The sequence below is a fragment of the Streptomyces caelestis genome, assembly GCF_001279005.1.
In the GTDB taxonomy this organism is placed as follows: domain Bacteria; phylum Actinomycetota; class Actinomycetes; order Streptomycetales; family Streptomycetaceae; genus Streptomyces; species Streptomyces heliomycini.
Window position 1 is genome coordinate 124,870 of record NZ_LGCN01000154.1, and the last position, 20,687, is coordinate 145,556.

At 71.4% G+C, this 20,687-nt stretch carries 16 protein-coding genes and 1 pseudogene; 9 read left to right on the forward strand and 8 right to left on the reverse strand.

Annotated features, from left to right (window positions below; genetic code table 11):
- The first annotated feature begins 269 nt into the window (after positions 1 to 269).
- Both ADK41_RS14760 and ADK41_RS14765 read left to right on the forward strand, forming a co-directional pair.
- Complete coding sequence (locus ADK41_RS14760) at positions 270 to 1,691, forward strand: DEAD/DEAH box helicase (RefSeq protein ID WP_030826670.1); 1,422 nt, start codon at positions 270 to 272, stop codon at positions 1,689 to 1,691.
- Between the two features lie 470 nt (positions 1,692 to 2,161).
- Positions 2,162 to 2,884, forward strand: coding sequence for a peptidylprolyl isomerase (locus tag ADK41_RS14765; protein WP_234318763.1), 723 nt, complete (start codon positions 2,162 to 2,164; stop codon positions 2,882 to 2,884).
- Positions 2,885 to 3,414: 530 nt separating this feature from the next.
- On the opposite strand, the gene ADK41_RS14770 is transcribed toward ADK41_RS14765, so the two are convergent.
- Positions 3,415 to 4,536 (reverse strand): fatty acid desaturase family protein, encoded by a 1,122-nt coding sequence (locus ADK41_RS14770; RefSeq protein ID WP_030826677.1) that lies wholly within the window; start codon positions 4,534 to 4,536, stop codon positions 3,415 to 3,417.
- 7 nt (positions 4,537 to 4,543) lie between these two features.
- Positions 4,544 to 5,554 carry a ferredoxin reductase gene (locus ADK41_RS14775; RefSeq protein WP_030826679.1) on the reverse strand — a complete coding sequence of 337 codons (1,011 nt, stop codon included), beginning with the start codon at positions 5,552 to 5,554 and terminating at the stop codon, positions 4,544 to 4,546.
- Between the two features lie 130 nt (positions 5,555 to 5,684).
- Between ADK41_RS14775 and ADK41_RS14780 the strand changes: the two genes are divergently transcribed.
- On the forward strand, positions 5,685 to 6,824 hold the full coding sequence (locus tag ADK41_RS14780; RefSeq protein WP_030826682.1) for a PucR family transcriptional regulator: 1,140 nt from the start codon (positions 5,685 to 5,687) through the stop codon (positions 6,822 to 6,824).
- A 90-nt stretch (positions 6,825 to 6,914) separates the two neighbouring features.
- On the opposite strand, the pseudogene ADK41_RS39275 reads toward ADK41_RS14780, so the two are convergent.
- Positions 6,915 to 7,067: pseudogene (locus ADK41_RS39275) on the reverse strand (DUF3253 domain-containing protein); the annotation flags it as partial.
- A gap of 968 nt (positions 7,068 to 8,035) precedes the next feature.
- Between ADK41_RS39275 and ADK41_RS14790 the strand changes: the two are divergent.
- The 6 genes from ADK41_RS14790 to ADK41_RS14815 all read left to right on the forward strand — a co-directional run bounded on the left by ADK41_RS14790 (position 8,036) and on the right by ADK41_RS14815 (position 13,506).
- Positions 8,036 to 8,344, forward strand: coding sequence for a hypothetical protein (locus tag ADK41_RS14790; RefSeq protein WP_030826688.1), 309 nt, complete (start codon positions 8,036 to 8,038; stop codon positions 8,342 to 8,344).
- A 513-nt stretch (positions 8,345 to 8,857) separates the two neighbouring features.
- Positions 8,858 to 9,631: an SDR family NAD(P)-dependent oxidoreductase gene (locus tag ADK41_RS14795; protein ID WP_030826691.1), complete on the forward strand. Its 774-nt coding sequence runs from the start codon at positions 8,858 to 8,860 to the stop codon at positions 9,629 to 9,631.
- 52 nt (positions 9,632 to 9,683) lie between these two features.
- The gene (gene dgoD, locus ADK41_RS14800) at positions 9,684 to 10,829 is read left to right on the forward strand and encodes a galactonate dehydratase (protein WP_030826692.1); all 1,146 of its coding nucleotides are present in this window, start codon (positions 9,684 to 9,686) and stop codon (positions 10,827 to 10,829) included.
- Between the two features lie 112 nt (positions 10,830 to 10,941).
- Positions 10,942 to 11,586 (forward strand): bifunctional 4-hydroxy-2-oxoglutarate aldolase/2-dehydro-3-deoxy-phosphogluconate aldolase, encoded by a 645-nt coding sequence (locus ADK41_RS14805; protein WP_234318766.1) that lies wholly within the window; start codon positions 10,942 to 10,944, stop codon positions 11,584 to 11,586.
- Positions 11,583 to 12,563 carry a sugar kinase gene (locus ADK41_RS14810; protein WP_030826697.1) on the forward strand — a complete coding sequence of 327 codons (981 nt, stop codon included), beginning with the start codon at positions 11,583 to 11,585 and terminating at the stop codon, positions 12,561 to 12,563. The genes ADK41_RS14805 and ADK41_RS14810 overlap by 4 nt, the downstream gene beginning before the upstream one ends.
- A gap of 37 nt (positions 12,564 to 12,600) precedes the next feature.
- The gene (locus ADK41_RS14815) at positions 12,601 to 13,506 is read left to right on the forward strand and encodes an SMP-30/gluconolactonase/LRE family protein (protein ID WP_051843165.1); all 906 of its coding nucleotides are present in this window, start codon (positions 12,601 to 12,603) and stop codon (positions 13,504 to 13,506) included.
- A 103-nt stretch (positions 13,507 to 13,609) separates the two neighbouring features.
- On the opposite strand, the gene ADK41_RS14820 is transcribed toward ADK41_RS14815, so the two are convergent.
- The 5 genes from ADK41_RS14820 to ADK41_RS14840 all read right to left on the reverse strand — a co-directional run bounded on the left by ADK41_RS14820 (position 13,610) and on the right by ADK41_RS14840 (position 20,527).
- Positions 13,610 to 14,872, reverse strand: coding sequence for a cellulase-like family protein (locus tag ADK41_RS14820; RefSeq protein ID WP_030826700.1), 1,263 nt, complete (start codon positions 14,870 to 14,872; stop codon positions 13,610 to 13,612).
- A 67-nt stretch (positions 14,873 to 14,939) separates the two neighbouring features.
- Positions 14,940 to 15,818, reverse strand: coding sequence for a carbohydrate ABC transporter permease (locus ADK41_RS14825; protein WP_030826703.1), 879 nt, complete (start codon positions 15,816 to 15,818; stop codon positions 14,940 to 14,942).
- Entirely contained in the window at positions 15,815 to 16,783 is a 969-nt protein-coding gene (locus tag ADK41_RS14830; protein ID WP_078661941.1) for a carbohydrate ABC transporter permease, read from the reverse strand. Before ADK41_RS14830 ends, ADK41_RS14825 begins: the two co-directional genes overlap by 4 nt.
- Positions 16,780 to 18,111, reverse strand: coding sequence for an ABC transporter substrate-binding protein (locus tag ADK41_RS14835; RefSeq protein ID WP_030826710.1), 1,332 nt, complete (start codon positions 18,109 to 18,111; stop codon positions 16,780 to 16,782). The genes ADK41_RS14830 and ADK41_RS14835 overlap by 4 nt, the downstream gene beginning before the upstream one ends.
- On the reverse strand, positions 18,101 to 20,527 hold the full coding sequence (locus ADK41_RS14840; RefSeq protein ID WP_030826713.1) for a beta-galactosidase: 2,427 nt from the start codon (positions 20,525 to 20,527) through the stop codon (positions 18,101 to 18,103). The genes ADK41_RS14835 and ADK41_RS14840 overlap by 11 nt, the downstream gene beginning before the upstream one ends.
- Positions 20,528 to 20,687: the final 160 nt, after the last annotated feature.

Sequence of the window (20,687 nt, forward strand, 5' to 3'; positions counted from 1 at the left end):
CAGCCCCCGCTCGTCCACGCACGGTGACGGGGCGGCGAGGCCGGGCGCGAGGAGTGCGGCGGGACCAGCCGCAGCCGGCAGGAGCGAGACGGAGAGCCGGGCGGCGGTCAGGCGCTGCGCGCGGCGGTGGGGGAGGCCTGCGGCGCGCCTCGTGCTAGCGTCGACTGTTTGCAGCGTCGCTGCGCCGGTACTCCGTTCGGTGTCCCTGGCCGGTGACCGCGTCCCCACCGCGCCTTCCTCGGTACGGTCCCTTCGGAGGAAGGCTTTCTGTGAGCGAGTCGACACGTACCGGTACCCGGCGGCAGGACGGTGCGCCCGAGGCGTCGGGAGCCCCTTCGGCGCTGCCCACGGTGGCGTCCTTCGCGCAGCTGGGGCTGCCGGCCGAGATTCTGCGGGTGCTCGACGAGCACGGTGTGACGGTGCCCTCTCCCATCCAGGCCGCGGCGCTGCCGAACGCACTCGCGGGACGGGACGTCCTGGGCCGGGGACGCACGGGATCCGGCAAGACGCTCGCCTTCGGCCTGGGAGTGCTCGCCCGGACGGCCGGGCGGCGCGCGCAGCCCAAGGAGCCGCTGGCGCTCGTCCTGACGCCCACCAGGGAGCTGGCGCAGCAGGTCGGCGAGGCGCTCACCCCGTACGCCGAGGCGCTGCGGCTGCGGCTCGCGACCGTGGTGGGCGGAGTGTCCATCGGGCGGCAGGCCGCCGTGCTGCGGGACGGCGCCGAGATCGTCGTCGCCACGCCCGGCCGGCTGCACGACCTCGTCGAACGCAAGGGCTGCCGACTGGGACGGGTGCGCATCGTGGTCCTGGACGAGGCCGACCAGATGTGTGACATGGGGTTCCTGCCGCAGGTCACCGAGGTCCTGGACCAGGTGCGTTCCGACGGGCAGCGGATGCTGTTCTCCGCCACCCTCGACCGCGACGTCGACCGGTTGGCGCAGCGCTACCTGCGCGACCCCGCCGTCCACTCCGTGGACCCCCCGTCCGCCGCGGTCCCCGCGATCGAGCACCACGTCCTCGTCGTGCACGGCCCGGACCGGTACGCCGTGACCACGGAGATCGCCGCCCGGGACGGCCGCGTCCTGCTGTTCCTGGACACCAAGCACGGCGTCGACCAGCTCACGCGGCATCTGCGGGCCAGCGGCGTGGCCGCCGCCGCCCTGCACAGCGGAAAGTCCCAGCCGCAGCGCACCCGGACCCTGGATCAATTCAGGAACGGGCAGGTCACCTCGCTGGTGGCGACGAACGTCGCCGCACGCGGCCTGCACGTCGACGACCTCGACCTCGTGGTCAACGTCGACCCGGCCACCGACCCGAAGGACTATCTGCACCGCGCGGGTCGCACGGCCCGGGCCGGCCGCTCCGGCACCGTCGTGACACTCGTCCTGCCGGCGCAACGCCGCGAGACGAGCCGGGTCATGGCGGACGCCGACGTCGCTCCCACGGTCACCAGGGTGCGGTCCGGCGAGGCGGAACTGAGCCGGATCACCGGCGCCAAGGCCCCCTCGGGAGAACCTCTCGACGGCGGGGCGGCCGTGTCGCGCCCCAAGAACCACAACGCCCCGTTCCGCGGCCTGGGCAGCGCCAAGGACGGGAAGGGCGGTTCCGGCGGCAGGCCGTCCCGCAAGAGCAGCGAGGCCCGCAAGCTCGCGGAGGCCCGCAGGGCGGCCCGGGTGCGGCGCGGCGGCTGAGCCCGTTCTCCCGGACCGCCCGCCGGCGGCCGCGGTCGGGGGCCCGGAGGCACGACGCTCACCTCGGACACCCGACTCGGGGCCCTGGAAGAAGCCCGGTTTCTTCGGCGAGTACGACACCAGCAGGTTCTTCGTCTGCTGGTGGTACACGCTCACCGTCGCCTCCGACCTGTGGCAAAGGGTGGAATCGTCTGCCGTTGAGCCGAGCTGGTCCGCACCTGGTCCGGATCTCGGTGCGCGATCCGTGGCGTCGGCGTGCGAGTCCAGCGGTACGACATGGCACAGGTGGTAGGGACCGTCTTCGGGTGTCCACGTCAGTCCAGGGCGGGCGTGGCCTGCGGCGCGGGCGGAAGGTTGGGAGGCGGATGTGGCCGGCGGGCGGGTTCTCGCCCGCCGGGCCACGCCTTGGACTCCGACCGCTCCGAAGTCTGGCGACCTTCTGGAGGGTGTGCAGGATGAACCGAGCTCTCATGACCGCATTGGCGGCGGCAGTGTTGGTCGTGTCCGGGGGCAGCACCACCGCCTCCGCTTCCGATGCCCCGCCGCGAACCACGCACGGTCCTTGCCAGTACACCCAGACCCCGGACGAGCCGGCGGCGCGGCCGGTCCCCCTGCCGCCCGACCCGCGGCACACCCCCAGTCACGGCACGGTCGATATGGCTGTCCCGATCAGCCAGGGCCCGCTCCCGCTGCGCCTGGACCGGGCGAAGGCGCCGTGCACGGTCCAGAGCTTCGTGCACCTGGCGCAGCACCGGTTCTACGACCGTACGGTCTGCCATCGACTGACGGCGTATCCGACGCTGAAGGTCCTGCAGTGCGGCGACCCGACCGGCACCGGCGAGGGTGGGCCGGGCCATGCGTACAGGGACGAGCTGCCGGTGGACCTGCCGCCGGCACCGAGCGATCCGACCGGCGTCCGTCGCCTTTACGGGCGCGGTCTGCCGGCGATGGCCAACGCCGGGCCGGACACGAACGGTTCGCAGTTCTTCGTCGTCTACGGCGACTCCGCGCTGCGACCGAACTGCACGGTGTTCGGCACGGTCGGTGTCGCCGGCCTGAAGACGCTCGACGAGATCGCTGCCGGCGGAATCGAACCAACTACGCAGGACCCGGTGCCTGTCGACGGCACGCCCGTGCTGAGGACCGAACTGCTCAGCGTCCGGCCGGCTACGTGCGGTCTCACGGTGGTGTGAAGTGGCCGTTGCCGATGCCCGCCCAGGTGAACTCGCCTTCGAGGACCTCGCACGTGGAGTGCGTGGCCCTTTCGGAACCCGCCGCAAAAGGGTCAGTGCGCCGGTGGCCTGCCGCCCGGTGCCCAGTGGCACCGTGACGACCGATGACGCACCGGTCGCTGAGAGAAAGGCGCTGTGAACTGCGGCCAGGGGGAGTCGGACAGTGCTCAGGGACCCACCGCGAAGACACGCCGGTAGGTGTCGTGGTCACCGGCCGACCGGGCCGCTGACGTCGCTGCCAGCAGGGTGCGGCGGGCCGCGAGCGGGTCTGTTCCACGCAGTCCGGCGGCGGCACGGAGCAGCGCCGAGCAGGCATCCGCGACGGGGCCGTCGCGTAGCGTGTTGCCGACCGCGTGCCAGGGCGCGGCGGGACGCGAAGTCGGACGCGCACGACACTGTGCCCCCGGTAACCCCCGGTGGCCGCGGGTGGAAGAGCTCGGGCCTCCGGTGCGCCGAGCGTTCCTGGCGAGGCGGCCCCGCCATACCGGGTATCAGGCCGCGACGAGTTCCTGCTCGCGGGCCGGCGTCTGGACCGTGGGCTTCTTCTTGTTCGGCAGCGAGAGCCGGAAGACCTTGCGCCACGCGGAGAACACCTGCTGGGGCAGCGGCCCGGTGACGTACTCCAGCTCGTACTTCTCGAACAGCGCGCGCACCTTCACCGCGACCTCGGCGTAGCGGTTGCTCGGCAGGTCCGGGAACAGGTGGTGCTCGATCTGGTGCGACAGGTTGCCGGTCATGAAGTGCATGGCCTTGCTGCCGCTGATGTTGGCCGAGCCCATCATCTGGCGCAGGTACCACTGGCCGCGCGTCTCGCCCTTGATCGACCGGCGCTCGAAGACCTGCACGCCCTCGGGGAAGTGCCCGCACATGATCACCGAGTGGGACCAGAGGTTGCGGACCAGGTTCGCGGTGAACGTGGCGCCGAGCGTCGTGAGGAACGACGGGCCCGACAGCAGCGGGTGGACCACGTAGTCCTTGAGCACCTGCTTGCGGATTTTCCGGCCCACGGCCTTGGCCCGCGCGCGGAACTCCGGGTTCTTGCGGCGGCGCTTGCTCAGGTTCTTGCCGAGCTCCAGGTCGTACGCTGCGATGCCGTACTCGAAGAAGCAGGCGTTGATGAAGTTCCACAGCGGCTGGCCGAGGTGGAAGGGATGCCACTTCTGGTCCTCGTCGACGCGCATGATGCCGTAGCCGAGGTCGTTGTCCTTGCCGATCACGTTGGTGTACGTGTGGTGCAGCTCGTTGTGCGAGTGCTTCCACTGGTCGGACGGCGAGACGTGGTCCCACTCCCAGGTGGTGGAGTGGATCTTCGGGTCCCGCATCCAGTCCCACTGGCCGTGCAGGATGTTGTGGCCGATCTCCATGTTGTCCATGATCTTCGCCACGGAGAGACCGGCGGTGCCGAGCAGCCACGCGGGCGGGAAGAACGAGAACAGCAGCACGCCCCTGCTGAACAGTTCGAGCTTGCGCTGCGCCGCGATGACCTTACGAATGTAGGCGGCGTCCTTCTCGCCACGGCTGGCGATCACCTCGTCGCGGATCGCGTCCAGCTCGCGGCCGAGCTCCTCGATCTGCTCCGCGGTCAGGTGGGCGGTGGGGTCGGTGGCGGTCAAGGTGTTCCTACCGTTCGATGTCGCAGGGGCCCGCCGCGGCGGACACGCAGGTCTGGATGAGGACGCCCGGCTCCGCCTCGGTGATCTCGCCGGTGCGCAGGTCGCGGACGGCGCCCGCCTTGAGCGGCGAGACGCAGCCGAAGCAGATGCCCATACGGCACCCGGAGGGCATGAGCACGCCGGCCTCCTCGCCGACGTCCAGCAACGGCGTGGCGCCGTCCGCGTCGACGGTCCTGCCGGTGGCGCTGAACGTGACCTCGCCGCCGTCACCGGCGACGACGATGCCCGGGCGGAAGCGTTCGGTGTGCAGGCGCTCCAGGACGCCGTGCTCGCTCCAGTGCTTTTCGGCGGCGTCGAGCAGGCCCGCGGGCCCGCAGGCCCAGGTCTCGCGCTCTGCCCAGTCGGGCACGAGTTCGTCGAGACGGGCGATGTCGAGCACGCCGTCCGTGTCGGTGTGCACCTCGGTGAGCCGCAGCTTCTTCTTCGCGACCAGGTCGTGCAGTTCGGAGCGGAAGATCACGTCCTGCGGCTGTGGCGCGCAGTGGACCATGACGACGTCGTCGAGCTCGATGTCGCGCAGCATGCCCATCACGGGCGTGATGCCGCTGCCGGCCGTCAGGTAGAGCACCTTGGCGGGCTTGGCCTCGGGCAGCACGAAGTCACCTGTCGGCTGGTCGAGCTGGATCAGCGTGCCCGGTTTCGCCCTGCGGACCAGGTGGTTGCTGACCTTGCCGTCCGGGATCGCCTTCACGGTGATCGTGACGCGGCCGTCCTGGCGGTGTGTCGGTGAGGTGAGGGAGTAGGCACGCCACAGGCGCACCCCGTCGACGTCGACCCCGATCCGCACGTACTGGCCGGCTGTGTGGCCGCGCCAGCCCCGTCCCGGCCTGATCACGACAGTCGCCGCGTCACCCGTCTCGGGGTGCACGGCCTCGATGCGCCCACGCAGGTCAGCGCCCGCACGCAGCGGGCTGACCAGGTCGAGGTAGTCCGACGGCAGTAGCGGCGTCGTGACCATCTCCAGCAGTTTCCACGCCCTGCCGCGGAGGGCTGCACTCGTCATGGCTCCAGCTTGCTGCGCCTCTGCGCGTAAAGTCCTGACCGTACGATGTGAATCTGGTCGCCTAGATTGTTCGCAGGAAACAAATATGAGCCATGCAATCCAGAGGGCCAGCGAGCTGGCCCTGGACGAGAGGACGGTCACCGCACTGCGGGCCGCGCTGAGGACCACCGCCGACGAGGTCGTTCAGGCGATCATCGACGAGGTCCCTCCCTACGCCAATGCCCTTTCGGGCAGCATGGGCGGCACCATCCGCCGAGCCGTCCGCACCGCCCTGGGGCACTACCTGGACCTCGCGAGCGGGAACGCCACCGGTGGCGACGCCGGTGACGCCGCCTACGAGCTGGGCCGGGGCGAGGTGCGCGACGGCCGTTCGATGGACGCCCTGCTCAGCGCCTACCGCGTCGGCGCCCGCGTGGCCTGGCGATGCCTGGCAGCAGGTGCCGTGCCCGCAGGTCTGCCCGCCGCCGAGGTCGCCAAGTTCGCCGAGCTGACCTTCGCCTACATCGACGAGCTCTCCGCCGCGAGCGCCGCGGGCCATGCCGACGAACTGGCCGCCCAGGGCCGGGCCCAGGAGCGCCACCTGGAACAACTGGCCCGCGACCTCCTCGCCGGCGCGAGCCCGGACGTGCTGCTTGTGTCAGCTCAACGGGCCGGGTGGCAGCCTTCGGTTTCGCTGACCGCGGTCCTGCTGCCCGCTGCCCAGGCCCGGCCTGCCTACCGCGTGCTCGACCCGAGCACTCTCGTCCTCGACGATCTGCCGGACGCCACCGGTGTGCTGCTCGTCCCCGATGCCGACCGATCACATCTCATGCGACAGCTGACCGACCGCACCGCCGTGGTGGGCCCGGCCCGGCCGTGGACGCGTGTGTCGGCCTCGTACGCACGAGCCGTACGCGCGCGCTCCCTCTCCTCCGACATTCGCGACACCGAGGAGCACCTGTCCGAGCTGGTGCTGAGCGCCGACATGGACGCTTTCGTGGACCTGCGTGCCCGAGCCCTCGCACCGTTGCGGACCTTGCCCGACGCGACCGCGCGGCGGCTGGAGGAGACGTTGCGGGCGTGGCTGCTGCACCAGGGCAGGCGGGACGAGGCGGCGGCGGCGTTGTTCGTCCATCCGCAGACCGTCCGGTACCGGATGTCGCAGGTGCGGGAGCTGTTCCCGGATCTCGCATCACCGCACCGGGTCCTTGAACTGACGCTGGCGGTCGGTCTTCGGGGTAGGTGACGCGTTCCTCGACCGTCCACGGCCACATCCGGGGGGCGGTCCAGGAATCGTGCCTCAGCCGTGTCCGCCCCTGGAGGTGTCCAGCTGCCGCTACCGACGCGCGCGCCGAATACGTACGGGCCCGCGCGTCTCCGTCTCCGCGACGGGCCGGCCGCCCTGCGTGACCTCGACCTCGCCGTCGTTCACCAGACGTCATGCCGCGCGGCGAGCCGGTTCCATCAGGGCCCGCCAGCCGTCGTCGTCACGGCTTCCCTCCGCTTTCTGCGAGGCCGTCCGCTCCGCCGGCGCGAGTGCCCAGCCGGCTGACGGACCGCGGTCCGCCCGACCGGCCGGGGCGAGTTGGGCAGGGGGCCGCCCCGGAGGGGTGGTGCATGCAGCCAGGGCGGTGGCCGGCGCTTGCCAGACGTGGGCGGCGGGGCCGACGTGCCTGGATTGCGTGGCCTGTCGTGCGAGCTGTTGGAGCGCGGCGACGCCCTCCTCGACCCGGCCCGCGGGGATCGCCAGCCGGCCGTCGAGGACCGACAGCCGTACCCGGTCACGGTAGGGGAGACGCAGGTCCTCCTCGGACAGCACGGTCCGACTGAGCAGGGCGGCGTCCTCCAACCGGCCCTGTGCGAAGGCGAGATGAGCCTGGAGGGCGTGCAGTTCCTGGAGCTGCGCAGGCGTGCCAGTCAGATCGAGGACGGAGGCGGCCTCCGTCAGCCACTCTTCCGCGGCGGCCACCCGAGGCGGTGACATCTGCAGAGCCGCAGCAGCGGCGGTCCGCAGCCGGGCCCACGCGGTCAGGTCCTCCCGTCCGCCCCCGAGTAGCCCCGAACCCCGGCTGACCAGCAGATTCCCCTGCCCCTACGAGAGGACGTCCCAGCCCGGAGCAGTGGAACCCGACGTCCACCCGAGACGACACTCGGGCCCACGGCCTGCCCGACCTCGGCCAGCGGCAACGAAACGGGCCGCCGACGGAGTCGACGGCCCATCACGAAAGATCGAGGCTGGAAGAAGCCCAGCCTCTTCGGCGAGTACGACACCAGCAGGTTCTTCGTCTGCTGGTGGTACACGCTCACCGTCGCCTCCGACCTGAGGCAAAGGGCGGAATCGTCTGCTGTTGAGCCGAGTCGGTCCGCACCTGGTCCGGATCGTGGTCCGTGACCTGTGGTGTTGGCGTGCGAGTCCTGCGGTACGGGCATGGCACAGGTTGCAACGGTCGTCCGTGGGTGTCCACGGCAGTCCGGCGCTGGGCCGAGTTCGCCTGGAACGGAACGGGCTACAACCAGCGGACCCCGTTCTCGTTCGACGGTGACGCTCCGGTCTTCCACTCGCTCGGTTCCTGGCGGCTCGACGCCAGAAGCGGCCGCTGGGGCGTGGGCGCGGACAACACCTTCGTGCTCAAACCGGAGTTCGAAGCCGACCGTATCCCGGTGAGCAGCGCCACCGGCTGGGACACCACCGTCGGCGCCGACTCGCCGTCGACCCGGTTCGTGTCCGACCCGGCGCCGGCACGAACGGAACACACCACGCGCTGACGCTCGGAAACCCGGCGGGGTTCGACGGCGCGGTCACCCAGCGGGACACCGTTGCGGGCGGCACGTACACGCTGTCTCTCCCCGCCCGGACGGCACCCGGCCTCGAGCAGGCCCGGGTCCGCATCACGGACGCGCGCGGTCGCACGACCGTACTCGATCTCGCAGGCGCCGGGCCCGGCTGGACGACTGTCTCCTCCCGCCCGCCGAACTGGCGCCGGGAACCGCCACGCTCACGGTGGAAGCGGCGAGCGCGGCGGGCGGCACGCCGTCGGTGGGCAGGTTCGCGCTCGTCCGTTCGTAGCCACCGGAGAGGCGCCGGGAGTCGCGGGGCAAGAGTGGTCCGCCGTGCCCGCGCAGGGGCGGAGAGCGGCTCTTGTCCTGCGGCCCTCCGCGCGGAAACGTGGAGGGCCGCCCTCTTGGCAGAGCCAATTAATTCATATTTAATGCTCTCGGTTGATCGTGTATCGCCGACGCACATCCTCTTGTCGCATTCGAGTATTCCGGGAGCACCGCGTGTATCCGCACACCACGGTCAAGGACCGCTTCACCGGACGCTGCATCGTTGTCACGGGTTCCGCCTCGGGCATCGGCGCCGCCGTCGCTCGGCGACTGGCCGCCGAAGGCGCGGGCGTCATCCTGGTCGACGTGCGGGACGAGGAGGGTGAGGAGGCCGCCGAAGCCATCCGTGCCGCCGGCGGCCGCGCCGTCTACCAGCACGCCGACGTGTCCGAGGAAACGGCATGGACCGATGTCGTCCACACGGCGAGGCGGCAGTTCGGTCCGGTGTCCGGGCTGGTCAGCAACGCGTACACGGTCCGCATCGGCGCCGCCGACGCCATCGACCGGGAGGAGTGGGACCGCCAGCTCTCCGTCAGCCTCACCGGGACCTTCCTGGGCTTCCGCGCCTGTCTCGACGACCTCCGCGCCAGTGGCGGAAGCGCCGTGTTCGTCTCGTCCGTCCACGCTCTCGTCGGCATGCCCGGACGTCCCGCGTACGCGGCGGCCAAGGCGGCACTGACCGGCCTGATGCGGCAGTTGGCCGTCGAGTACGGCCGCGAAGTGCGCGTGAACGCGGTCCTCCCGGGACCCGTCCTCACCCGCGCCTGGGACGGCATCGGTGAACAGGACCGGCAGGCGAGTGCCGAACAGACCGCCATGGGCCGTCTGGGGCGGCCCGAGGAGGTGGCGGGTGTGATCAACTTCCTGCTGGGCGAGGACGCCTCCTTCGTCACCGGGGCCTCACTCGTGGTCGACGGGGGGTGGAGCGTGCTGAAGACCTCTTCGTAGAGCCGATACGTGCAGCACGTGCCCGAACCTTCGCAGCGCAGGAGCGTTTCCTTTGATAATCACCCGAGTCGAGACCTTCGCCGTCCCGCCCCGTTGGCTGATGTGCCGGGTGGAGACCGACCAGGGCATCGTCGGCTGGGGGGAACCGGTCGTCGAGGGCCGGGCCGCCACCGTACGCACCGCCGTCCACGAACTGGCCGAACTCCTCGTCGGGCGGGACCCGATGCGCATCGAGGACCACTGGCAGGTGATGACCAAGGGCTCGTTCTACCGGGGTGGTCCGGTGCTGTCCAGCGCGGTCGCGGGGCTCGACCAGGCGCTGTGGGACATCGCGGGCAAGGCCCTGGGCGTTCCGGCCCACGTACTGCTCGGGGGTCCGGTCCGCGACCGGGTACGCGCCTACAGCTGGGTGGGCGGCGACGAGCCGGCCGATGTGGCGGACGCTGTCGCCGCCCAGGTCGAGGCCGGCTTCTCGGCGGTCAAGATGAACGCGTGCGGCAGGATGAACCGCCTGGCCACGACGCGCGAGATCGACGGCATGGTGGACCGGGCCGCCGCGGTGCGCGAGGTGCTGGGTCCCGACCGGGACTTCGCGGTCGACTTCCACGGGCGGTTCACCGTGGCCAACGCCCGGAAGGTGTTGCCGCACCTGGCCCCGTTCAATCCCCTCTTCGCCGAGGAGGCCGTGCTGCCGGAGTACACCTCCAGGCTGGGCGAGCTGGTGACCGGATCCCCGGTGCCGATCGCCACCGGCGAGCGGCTGTACTCCCGGACCGACGTCCTGCCGGCCCTGCAGGCCGGAGTGGCCGTCCTGCAGCCCGACCTCTCCCATGCGGGAGGCATCTCGGAGGTCCGCAGGATCGCGGTACTCGCCGAGACCTTCGACGTTCTCCTTGCCCCGCACTGCCCCCTCGGCCCGGTCTCGCTCGCCGCCAGCCTGCAGATCGCTTTCAGCACCCCCAACTTCCTCATCCAGGAACAGAGCATCGGCATCCACTACAACCATGGTGCCGAGGTCCTCGACTACGTCGTCGACCCCGCCGTGTTCCGTTTCCACGACGGGTGCTTCCTGCGCCCCACCGCGCCGGGTCTGGGCATCGAGGTCGACGAGAAGGCCGTCCGGGCGGCCGATGGCAGCCGCGCCGACTGGCGCAGTCCCCTGTGGCGGCACTCGGACGGCTCGTTCGCCGAGTGGTGAGCCAAAACCCGGTGGGCAGCAAGCCCGGTGCGACGACCGTCCGGGCCGGCCGTCGCACCGGGCCCCGGGCCACCCGCATCCGCACACTGACCGCTCCTCCCGGAGGCACCCTGTGCACTCTTCCGACTTCACCACCCGTCTGAGCCAAGACCGGCTCGCCGCCATCGTGCGCGGGCGTTCGGCGGACGCCGCCCTGCGCACCGTGCTCACGCTCCTCGAGGAGGGTGTCCACCTGATCGAGGTGTCCCTCAACACCGACGACGCCTGCCGTGTGATCGCGGCCGCCGCACGGGAAGCGCCCCCGGACGCCTTCATCGGCGCGGGAACCGTCGTCACGCGTGACGATCTGCTGCGCGCCCAGGACGCCGGCGCCACCTGGGTGGTCACACCCGGCGGCGCCGACGCCGTCCTCGCCGCCGTCCAGCAGGGGCTGCCCGTACTGGCCGGAGCCCTGACCCCCACCGAGGCGGCTGCCGCCATGGCGCTGGGTGCCACGGCGGTCAAGCTCTTCCCCGCCTCCCTGGGCGGCCCCGCCTATCTGCGCGCGCTCAAAGACCCCTTCCCCTCCCTGCCGATCGTGCCGGTAGGCGGTGTCGACGCGGACATCGCGGCCGACTACTTTGCCGCCGGCGCCGTCGCCGTAGGGGTCGGATCCCCGCTCGTCGGTGACGCCGCGCACGGCGGCGACCTCACCCAGTTGCGCCGACGGGCACGCCGGTTCAGGTCGGTGTGCCGAGGAGAGGAGCCCCACACGTGACCACCGGAACAGCACAGCCCCGCACTCCGGCGACCGACGTCCTGACGTTCGGCGAGACGATGCTCTCCCTGCAGAGCGACGGACCTCTGGCCCAGGGCGCCCCCGCCCGCACGACAATCGCCGGCGCCGAGTCGAACGTGGCCGTCGGGCTGGCCAGACTCGGCCACCGCGTCGCCTGGGCCGGCCGCCTCGGCGCGGACGAACCCGCCCGCCTCGTCCTCCGCACGCTGCGCGGCGAAGGCGTCGACGTGCGACACGTCACGACCGACCCCGAGGCGCCGACCGGTGCCATGATCCGCGAACGCCTCGCCGGTGATGTCGCGCGGGTGCACTACTGGCGCGCGGGATCCGCGGCCTCCCGACAGCGGCCGGAGGACCTGGACGCGGCACTGGCGGCCGGTGCCCGACTGCTGCACGTCACCGGCATCACCTGCGCCCTCGGCCCCGGCCCCGGGGCTGCCGTGACCACCGCCGTCGAGTACGCACGCGCGCACGGCTGGACCGTGGTCCTGGACGTCAACCACCGCGCCCGCCTGTGGAACGAGGAGACGGCGGCAGCCGCCCTGCGACCGCTGCGCGGGAACATCGACGTACTGATCGCCTCCGACGACGAGCTCGGCCTGATGGCCCGAGAGCGCGGCGGCGAGGCCGCTCAGGTGGCGGATCTGCTGGACAGCGGGGTGCGCGACGTGGTCGTCAAACGCGGTGGAGACGGCGCCGACCTGTACAGCGCCGACGGTGGGCACGTCCACCAGCCCGCCCACCGCGTCCCCGTCGCCGACACCGTCGGAGCCGGGGACGCCTTCTGCGCGGGATACCTCTCCGGCATCCTCGACGCCCTCGCCCCGGCGGACCGCCTGCGCCGCGCCTGCGCCACGGGCGCGATCGCCGTCTCCACCCGCGGCGACTGGGAGGGACTGCCGCACCGCGACGAACTCGGAATTCTGGACGTCTCCCCCGGCAGCGCCCTGCGTTGAGCCCACCGCGACCGCACACCCCCAGGAGCCATCAGCCATGCCCCCGTACAGCAGCGTCCCCGAGGCCGGTACCGCGTTCGTGCCCGTCGCCGCCGACCGCCTGGAACTCGGTGAGGGGATACGCCTTCTTCAGGACGGGCGGATCGTCCTCGTCGACATCCTCACCGGCCGACTCCTGTCCCTGCCCGACACGCCGGACGCGGCGCTGAGAGTGCTGGCCCGGCTCGAGGAGCCGCTGGGGGCCGTCGCACCGATCGGCGCGGACGGGGGGTTCCTGGCCGCGGCGGGCACCGGGTTCGCCCGCCTCGCCCCCGACGGCACTGTGCTGGCCCGGCGTCGTCTGGCCGGCCTGGACGGCCCGCCGCCGCAGCGGATGAACGACGCCGTGTGCGACGCCCAGGGCCGCGTGTGGGCCGGTTCCATGGCCTACGACGCCACGCCCGGAGCGGGCGTCCTGCACCGGCTGGACCCGGACGGCACGGTCACCACGGTGCTGAGGGATCTCACCGTGCCCAACGGCCCGGCCTTCAGCCCCGACGGCGCCACCCTGTACCTCGCGGACAGCGCCGAGGGAACCGTGTACGCCCACCGCGTGGACCCGGCGACGGGCGGCCTGTCCGAGCGGAACGTGCTCTTCCGGCTGTCCGCCGGCGGCGGCAGCCCGGACGGTATGACCGTTGATGCCGAGGGTCGGCTGTGGTCGGCCGTCTGGGGGGCCGGCCAGGTCCGCTGCTACAGCCCCGACGGCATCCTGCTGCTGACCCTCGACCTTCCGGCCCGCCGGCCCACCAGCGTCTGCCTGACCGGGTCCCACCTCCTGGTGACCACGGCCCGCTACGGACTCGGCGTACCGGGACCACTGGACGGCGCTGTTCTCTCCACGCCGTGCGCGGTGACTCCCCTGGCGACAGCGACCGTCCCGCCCGAGCGGCACACCTGCTGAGCGGTACTTCCGGTTCCCCCGGGGCGAGGCCGGTCCCGGACCCGGCACCGCTCAGGAGCGGTGTCGTCCCGGCGAGGGCCAGGCCCTCGCCGGGACGAACGGGTCAGGGGGCGAGTAGCGCGTTGCATTCCCGCTGGAGGGCGATGTCGGCCCACATCGGGTGGTGGGGCGCGGCGTTGGAGCACACCACGGAGCCCCAGGCGCCGGCGCGCGAGGATTCGGCCGCCGCGAGGCGGCAGAAGGCGGCGCCGACGGGGCCCTCCTCGAAGGTGCCGTGCAGCGGTGTGTAGCCGATCCAGCCCTCGCCGAAGACCAGAGGGACCCCCGTGTCGGCGGCCCAGTCCGCGGCGGCGGCGATCCAGGTGGTAAGGCGCTGCTCCATCGCCTGGCGGTGGAAGGCGTAGCGACTGTGGAGCCAGGCGTCCCAGCGGTCGGGATCGCACCAGTCGTGGACGTAGACCTCGCGAGGGCCGACGACGGTGGCGTCCAGGCGCGGTCGGCCCTCGGCCGGTGGCGCCCACTCGTTCAGGCGGGGTGCGCCCGGCCGCAGCAGCTCGCGCTCGGCCAGTTCCTGCGGGAAGGGCCGGGAGGGGTCGCGCAGGGCGAAGGTGTCGATCAGTTCGTCCAGCACGCCGTAGACGTAGGGGTGGAACACGGCGACGTCGACGTCCCGGGGCACCCCGCGCAGCGAGCCGACGGGGACCTGCGCGTAGTTGACCGTCACCATGCGGTCCGGGTGCCGCTCCCGGAAGCGGGCGAGGCCGCGTTCGAGGCGGGGCCGCAGGGCGACGACGGGGTCGCCGTCCAGGCCTTCGGTGAGGAAGCCGGCCTGGACCTCGTTGTGCAGTTCGGTGAAGGCGACGCGGTCGTCCAGTCCGCCGTGGGCGGCGAGGAAGTCGATGAGGTCGGCGAGTGCGTCGGCCAGCGCCTGCGGCCGCTGTTCGGGGTCGACGGTCATCAGCGCGTCGTACCACGCCCGGTCCAGGGCGAAGGAGGACGACTGCTGGTACTCCCAGCTGGAGAGGATCACGAAGCAGTCGTGGCGGCGGGCCGCTTCGAACAGGGCCAGCAGCCGGGCGCGCGCGTCGACGCACGTCTCGGCGCGCACGTCGTACCAGCGCACCCGCCGGCCGTAGTCGCCGCCCAGGGGGCCCAGGCGCAGGTGGCGGGTGTCGAGGCCGGAGCCGAAGAGCAGGTAGGGCATCGCACAGATGCGGACGGTGTTGTAGCCGCGCTCCACGGCCTCGGCGAAGGCGTGGTCCAGGTCGGCGAAAGGTTCGCCGGGGCCGGTGCGGGTGTACCAGGTGAAGTCCCACAGAGTGATCTTCAGGGTGTCGGGGAGATGGGCGGGCCGTGCGGTGGGCATCGCGAGGAGGGTGCCTCTCGTGAGGGAAGGGGCGGGCAGGTGCGCAGACCGTGGCGGGCAGGCGGGTTCAGCTCTTGACCGCGCCTGCGGTGAGTCCTTCGAGGAGTTGCCTGCGCAGCAGGAAGAAGACCAGCAGGCTCGGGATCACGGCGAGGACGGATCCGGCCAGGACCAGGTCGTACTGGCGGCCGGTGGCGCCGAACAGGGCCTGGAGCCCCAGGGGGAGCGTGTACTGCCCCGGATCGCTGACCACGATCAGCGGCCAGATCAGACTGTTGTAGCTGGTCAGGAAGGACCAGACGGCGAGCGCGCCCAGGGCGGGGCGGAGCAGGGGCAGCACGACACGCCGGAACAGGCCGAACTCGGTGCATCCGTCGACGCGTGCGGCGTCCAGAAGGGCGTCGGGGACGGATTGTTCGACGAACTGGCGCATCATGAAGATGCCGAACGCGGGTGCCACCCAGGGCACGACCAGCGCGAAGTAGGGCGTGGTCAGGTGCGCTTTGGCGACCATGACGAACAGCGGGACGACGATGACCGCGAACGGTACGGCCATCGAGCTGAACATGATGGTGAACAGGACGTTCTGTCCGCGGAAGCGGTACTTGGCGAAGGCGAACCCGGCCAGTGAGCACAGCGCCACCGAGGCAGCGGTGGACATCAGGGCCACGACCGTGCTGATCAGCAGCCAGCCCCAGAACGGATGGCCGCCGAGCAGCCCGCGGTAGTTCTCCAGGGTCGCGGGCACCGGCAGCGGCTGCGGCGGGTAGGAGAAGATGTCGCCCCGTGACTTGAAGGAGGCCGACAGGGCCCACAGCAGGGGCAGCGCGAAAACCAGCAGCAGGGCGATGAGGAAGGCGTACAGCAGGGCACGTCCCGCGGGTTTCCGGCGTGCCGGGCGCCGCGCTCCGTGCGGCGCTCTGCTGGTGGCGGTGACCGAGGTCATCGGCTGCTCCTTCCCACACCCAGGACCCGCATGGCGAGCTGCCCGAGGACGAACACGGCGACGAAGAGCAGCACACCGGCGGCTGCCGCGTAACCGAGCTGCTGGCGCTGGAATCCGGCGCGGAAGATGAACATGGTGACGGACAGGGTGGACTCTCCGGGGCCGCCCTGAGTCAGCAGGAACGGTTCGTCGAAGATCTGTGCGGTATTGACCAGGACGGTGACGGCGACGAAGGCGGTCACCGGCCGCAGGGCGGGCAGCGTGACGTCCCAGAAGCGCCGCACGGGCCCGGCGCCGTCGAGGGCGGCCGCTTCGTACAGTTCCCGCGGCACGTTCTGCAGTCCCGCGAGGAAGAAGATCGTGAGGTAACCGGTCCAGCGCCACAGCACCAGGATCACGACGCTCACCCGTGCCCAGGCCGGCTCGCCGAGCCAGTCGACGCCGCCGAATCCGAACAGGGCGTGCAGGGTGGCGTTGAACAGGCCGAACTGCCGGTCGAAGATCAGTCCGAAGACAAGCGTGATGACGATCGGGGAGATCACCACCGGCATGAAGTACGTCAGCCGGAACAGATCCCGCCCGCGCAGTCCCCGTGCGTTGAGGGCCTGCGCGATCAGCAGGGCGGCCGGGACGACGACGCACAGGGTGAACACCACGTACAGGGTGGTGTTCTGGACGGAGGTCCAGAAGCTGTGGTCGGTGAGCAGATCGCGGTAGTTGCGCAGTCCCACCCAGCGAGGGGCGCCGAGCCCCGCCCACTGGGTGCAGCTGAGGTACAGGCCGACGAAGACCGGTACCAGCAGGAACAGTCCGTAGAGCAGGTAGAAGGGCGAGATGAAGACGTAGGGGGCGAGGGTGCGCTGGTGGCGGTTCCACCAGGAGCGCTCGGCCGGGGTGCCGGGACGGCGGGGCGCGGGGCCCGTGCGTGCGGCGTGCCGGGGGCGGGTGGTCACCGAGTCGGTCATCGCTTCACCTGCTGTCGGTAGGCCCTGATACCGGACTTGATCGCTTCCGCGGCGGAGGTCTTTCCCTGCAGCGCGCTCAGCACGGGGCCGCCCAGGACGTCGATCAGGATCTGCATGCCCGGGGCCTGGTAGAAGATCGGCAGATCGGCGACGGCCCTGCCGTAGACGTCGAAGACGCGCTGGCCGCCGAGGTAGTCATCGGTGATGCCGCGGAGTTCGGCATCCTCGTAGAGGGGTTTGAGGGTGGGCAGGAAGCCGCCCGAGCGGTAGCGCAGGAGCTGTCCCTCGCGGGTGAGGTAGACCCGGCGCAGCAGTTCGAGGGCGGCCTGCGTGTTCGGCTTGTCCTTCAGGACACAGAACGCGGTTCCTCCGAGCGTGGAGGCCTCGTGCCCGCCGCCGGAGAAGCGGGGCAGCGTCCTGATGCGCCACTTCTCCTTCTGTTCGGGCACGTTGGCCTGCAGTCCGTAGACGTTGTACCAGTTCGGCATGACGGTGGCGGCCAGCCGGCCCGACTTCAGCGCTGCCGCGCAGGCGCTGCCGTAGGGGTCGGGCAGCGCCATCAGGAAGCCGGTCCGCACGCCGCGCGCCATGAACTCGAGGACCTCGACGGCTTCGGGCGAGTCGAGGGTGAGGCCGCCCGAGGCGTCGAAGGCGCCGCCGCCGCGCTGCAGGAGGAACTGCAGGAAGGCGTTGACGATGGAGCCGTTGTCGCCGGTGGCGACCATGCCCAGGCTGATCCGGTGCTGCTCGTGGAGGCGTTCACCGATGCGGGCCAGCTCCTGCCAGGTGTCGACGTCCTCGGGAATCCGGTATCTGTCGAAGACGTCCTGGCGGTAGTACAGGACACTGACGGAGTTGTCCGAGTCCAGTCCGTAGGGGATCCTGTCGACCGAGTACGGGGCGAGCTTGAGCAGCCGGCCGTCGAAGGGGCGGACGGTCTCACTCAGGTCGACGAAGAGGTTCTGCGCGATACGGGCCCCCATGACGCGGGGGAACTGATCGATGATCATCCCGACCAGGTCGGGTGTGTCCCCGTCGGCGACCGCCTGCGCCATCATGCGGGTGACGATGTCGGTGCCGGCCGCCGTGGTGAAGCGCATCCGGTAGTCGAACTGCGAGCCCTTCGTCAGCGCCTTCCCGCGCACGGCGCTTTGGAAGGTCTTGATGTAGCCGGGGTCGTGGGTCCACATCGAGATCTGTACCGGCCCCTCGGTCACCGCCCGGGCGGAACCCGAGCCGCATCCCGCCAGCGCCGGTGCGGCGAGCAGAGCCAGCCCCGCACCCGCCCCGGCTCTCAGTACCGACCGGCGGCCCACCTCACTCGTCATCTTCGGCTCCTGAGGTGACGGTCAGGGTGATCCGACGGACGGACACGAGGTCGGCGCTGTCCAGCGAGACACGTTCGCGCGCGGCTTCCAGCCCTTGCCGCGCCGTGGCGTCGACGTACACCTCGCCGTCGGGTGCGAGCGGCAGGATCCGAAGTTCGACGCCGTGTTCGGCCACCGGGCCGGCGAACCGGTGCAGGCCGATCTCCCAGGCGGGGCCGTACCAGAAGTGGTCCGCGATCAGCTGCCCGTCGACGTAGGCCCGTGCCGCGTCGCCGGTGTAGGTCAGACGCAGCAGCTCTTCCCCGTCGGCTTCGGATGTTCCGGCGGGGAGGGTGATCCGGTAGACGGCAGCGGCGTCGAAGTCGGCGTCGAGCGGTGCCGAGGCCCGGTGGTGCGAGCCGCCGGTCCGGGCGGGCGGCACGACAGCCTCGGCCCGCACGCACTCGACGGTGGGACGCTGCGGGGACGCGGTGCGGCCGTCGGCGGCGCCCGGGGTGAGCGTCCAGCGGGTGAAGACGCCGTCGGCACGCGGCTCGGACAGGCACGGTCCGCCGAGCCGGCATGCCGCGGCGTCCTCACGTTCGACCCCTAGTGCGGCCAGCTCGAGGCGGGTTCGCGCGGTGTGGATGCGCAGGCTGTCGCCGTCGGCGAGTACGGGTTCGTCGCACAGCACGAGCCGGTCGACGCCGCCGATGCGGACACGCTGGGCCCGCAGTGCCTGTTCCTCGGACAGCACGAGCAGCCGGACGGGTCCCTCGGGGCCGGTCACGGTCAGCAGGGCCTCGGGGCCGGGTTCGGGGACACTCACCACCATCCGGTCCGCGTCCTGCGCGTCGGAGGTCTCCACGCGCGCCGGGCCGGACACGACGGCACCGGACGGCAGGCAGAACTGGGGGGTGACGCCGGCGGTCGCGGCGAACACGCTGACCGGCGTGCCGTCGAGCTCCAGCCGGGTCACCGGCTGCGCGCTGGCCCACTCGACACGCACCCCGCGGCCCGCCTCGTACCCGAGCGGCCACACGAAGTGCGCTCCGGAGGGGATGGTCACCTCCCGTGCGGGCAGGGTGAGTGTCCGCTCGCCGAGGTGCACCTGGAACCGCACCCGCTCGTGATGCGGGAGCGGCTCGTGCGGCTGGTGGTTGTTGACGAAGAGAAAGCCGCGATCGCCGTGGGAGCGGACCGACCAGCGCAGCGACGTGCGGTCGTCCAGCCCGGCCGGACCGTCGTCGGGCAGGAACAGCGGCATGTCCGCGAGCGCCGCCCCGCTGTCGTGGATGAGCAGGTGCTGCAGCCGCAGTGCGGCGAACGACGGCCGCACCTGTCCGTACTCACCCAGCGGTGCCTGGAAGTCGTAGGTGACGGCCGGCAGGTCGTTGGGGTATCCGGTGCTGTGCGACTCCTGGTTGGGCAGCGCCTGAGCGAGGCGCTGGGAACAGCCGTGGTACAGGTAGTAGCCCTGCCACACCGAGCCGCTGCCGAGCTTCGTCAGGGCCAGCGAGGAGACGTCGGCGGCCGGGACGAGGGGGCGTCGGTGGTAGGCGATCGCCATGCCGCCGCCCAGCTCGCAGGTCGCATAGGGGTAGCGGCGGTCGTCCGGCCCAGTGCCGGCGGGGGCGGACGACCGCAGGTCCGCGCCGATCGCGTGGTCGTCGCGGATCGCGGTGAAGAAGTAGTGGCGGCGCATCTCGCGGGCCCAGCCCTCGTGGGCGTCCTCCCAGAACGCCTCCGGATAGCCGCCGTACAGCGGCAGCAGTACGTCCGCGGGAATGTCGGCCGCGCCCCAGCCCGTCGCCGTCCACAGAGGGGCCTCGATGCCCGCTCGTTCGGCCATGGCGCGCAGGGTGCGCAGGTGCTCCGGCTGGTCGTACAGCTCGTTCTCCACCTGGACGGCGACAATCGGGCCCTCGTCGTCGTACGACAGACCGCGCAGTTCCCGGGCGATGGCCGCGTAGTACGGCTCGACGAGGGCCAGGTACGCCGGGTCGTCGGTGCGCGGGGAACAGTCCTCCCGCATCAGCCAGTCGGGGAAACCGCCGTTGCGGCATTCGCCGTGCGACCACGGCCCGATCCGGACCGACACGTACAGCTCCAGTTCACCGCACAGCTCGACGAAGCGGCGGATGTCGAGGTCGCCGTCGAAGCGCAGCGTGCCGCGCTCCTCCTCGTGCTGGTTCCAGAACAGGTACGTGGCGAGGAGGTCGATTCCGCCGGCGCGGATCTTCAGCAGTTCCTCGCGCCATTCGGCGGCCGGGTAGCGGCTGAAGTGGAACTCGCCCATGACCGGCAGCCAGGGCTCGTCACCTCGCACGAGTTTGCGGCTGTCGGCCCGCAGTGGCGCCGGAACCCCGGCCCGGCTGCCCATGGGCAGGTGCCCGGACAGCGGAACGGGGGGGTGTTGTGTGTGCAACGTCAGCATGACAGGCGGCTCCCGCATCGCGGCTCGTGAAGTGGGTTCATCGTCAGGTCGACCCACACCCCTGTCAAGATGTATTCATAAATAATGCTTAGCGGTAGACTCGGTGGCCATGACGCGGGAGGTCCCCGCTCGCCCCACCCGGCAAGCGCCCGATCAGCCC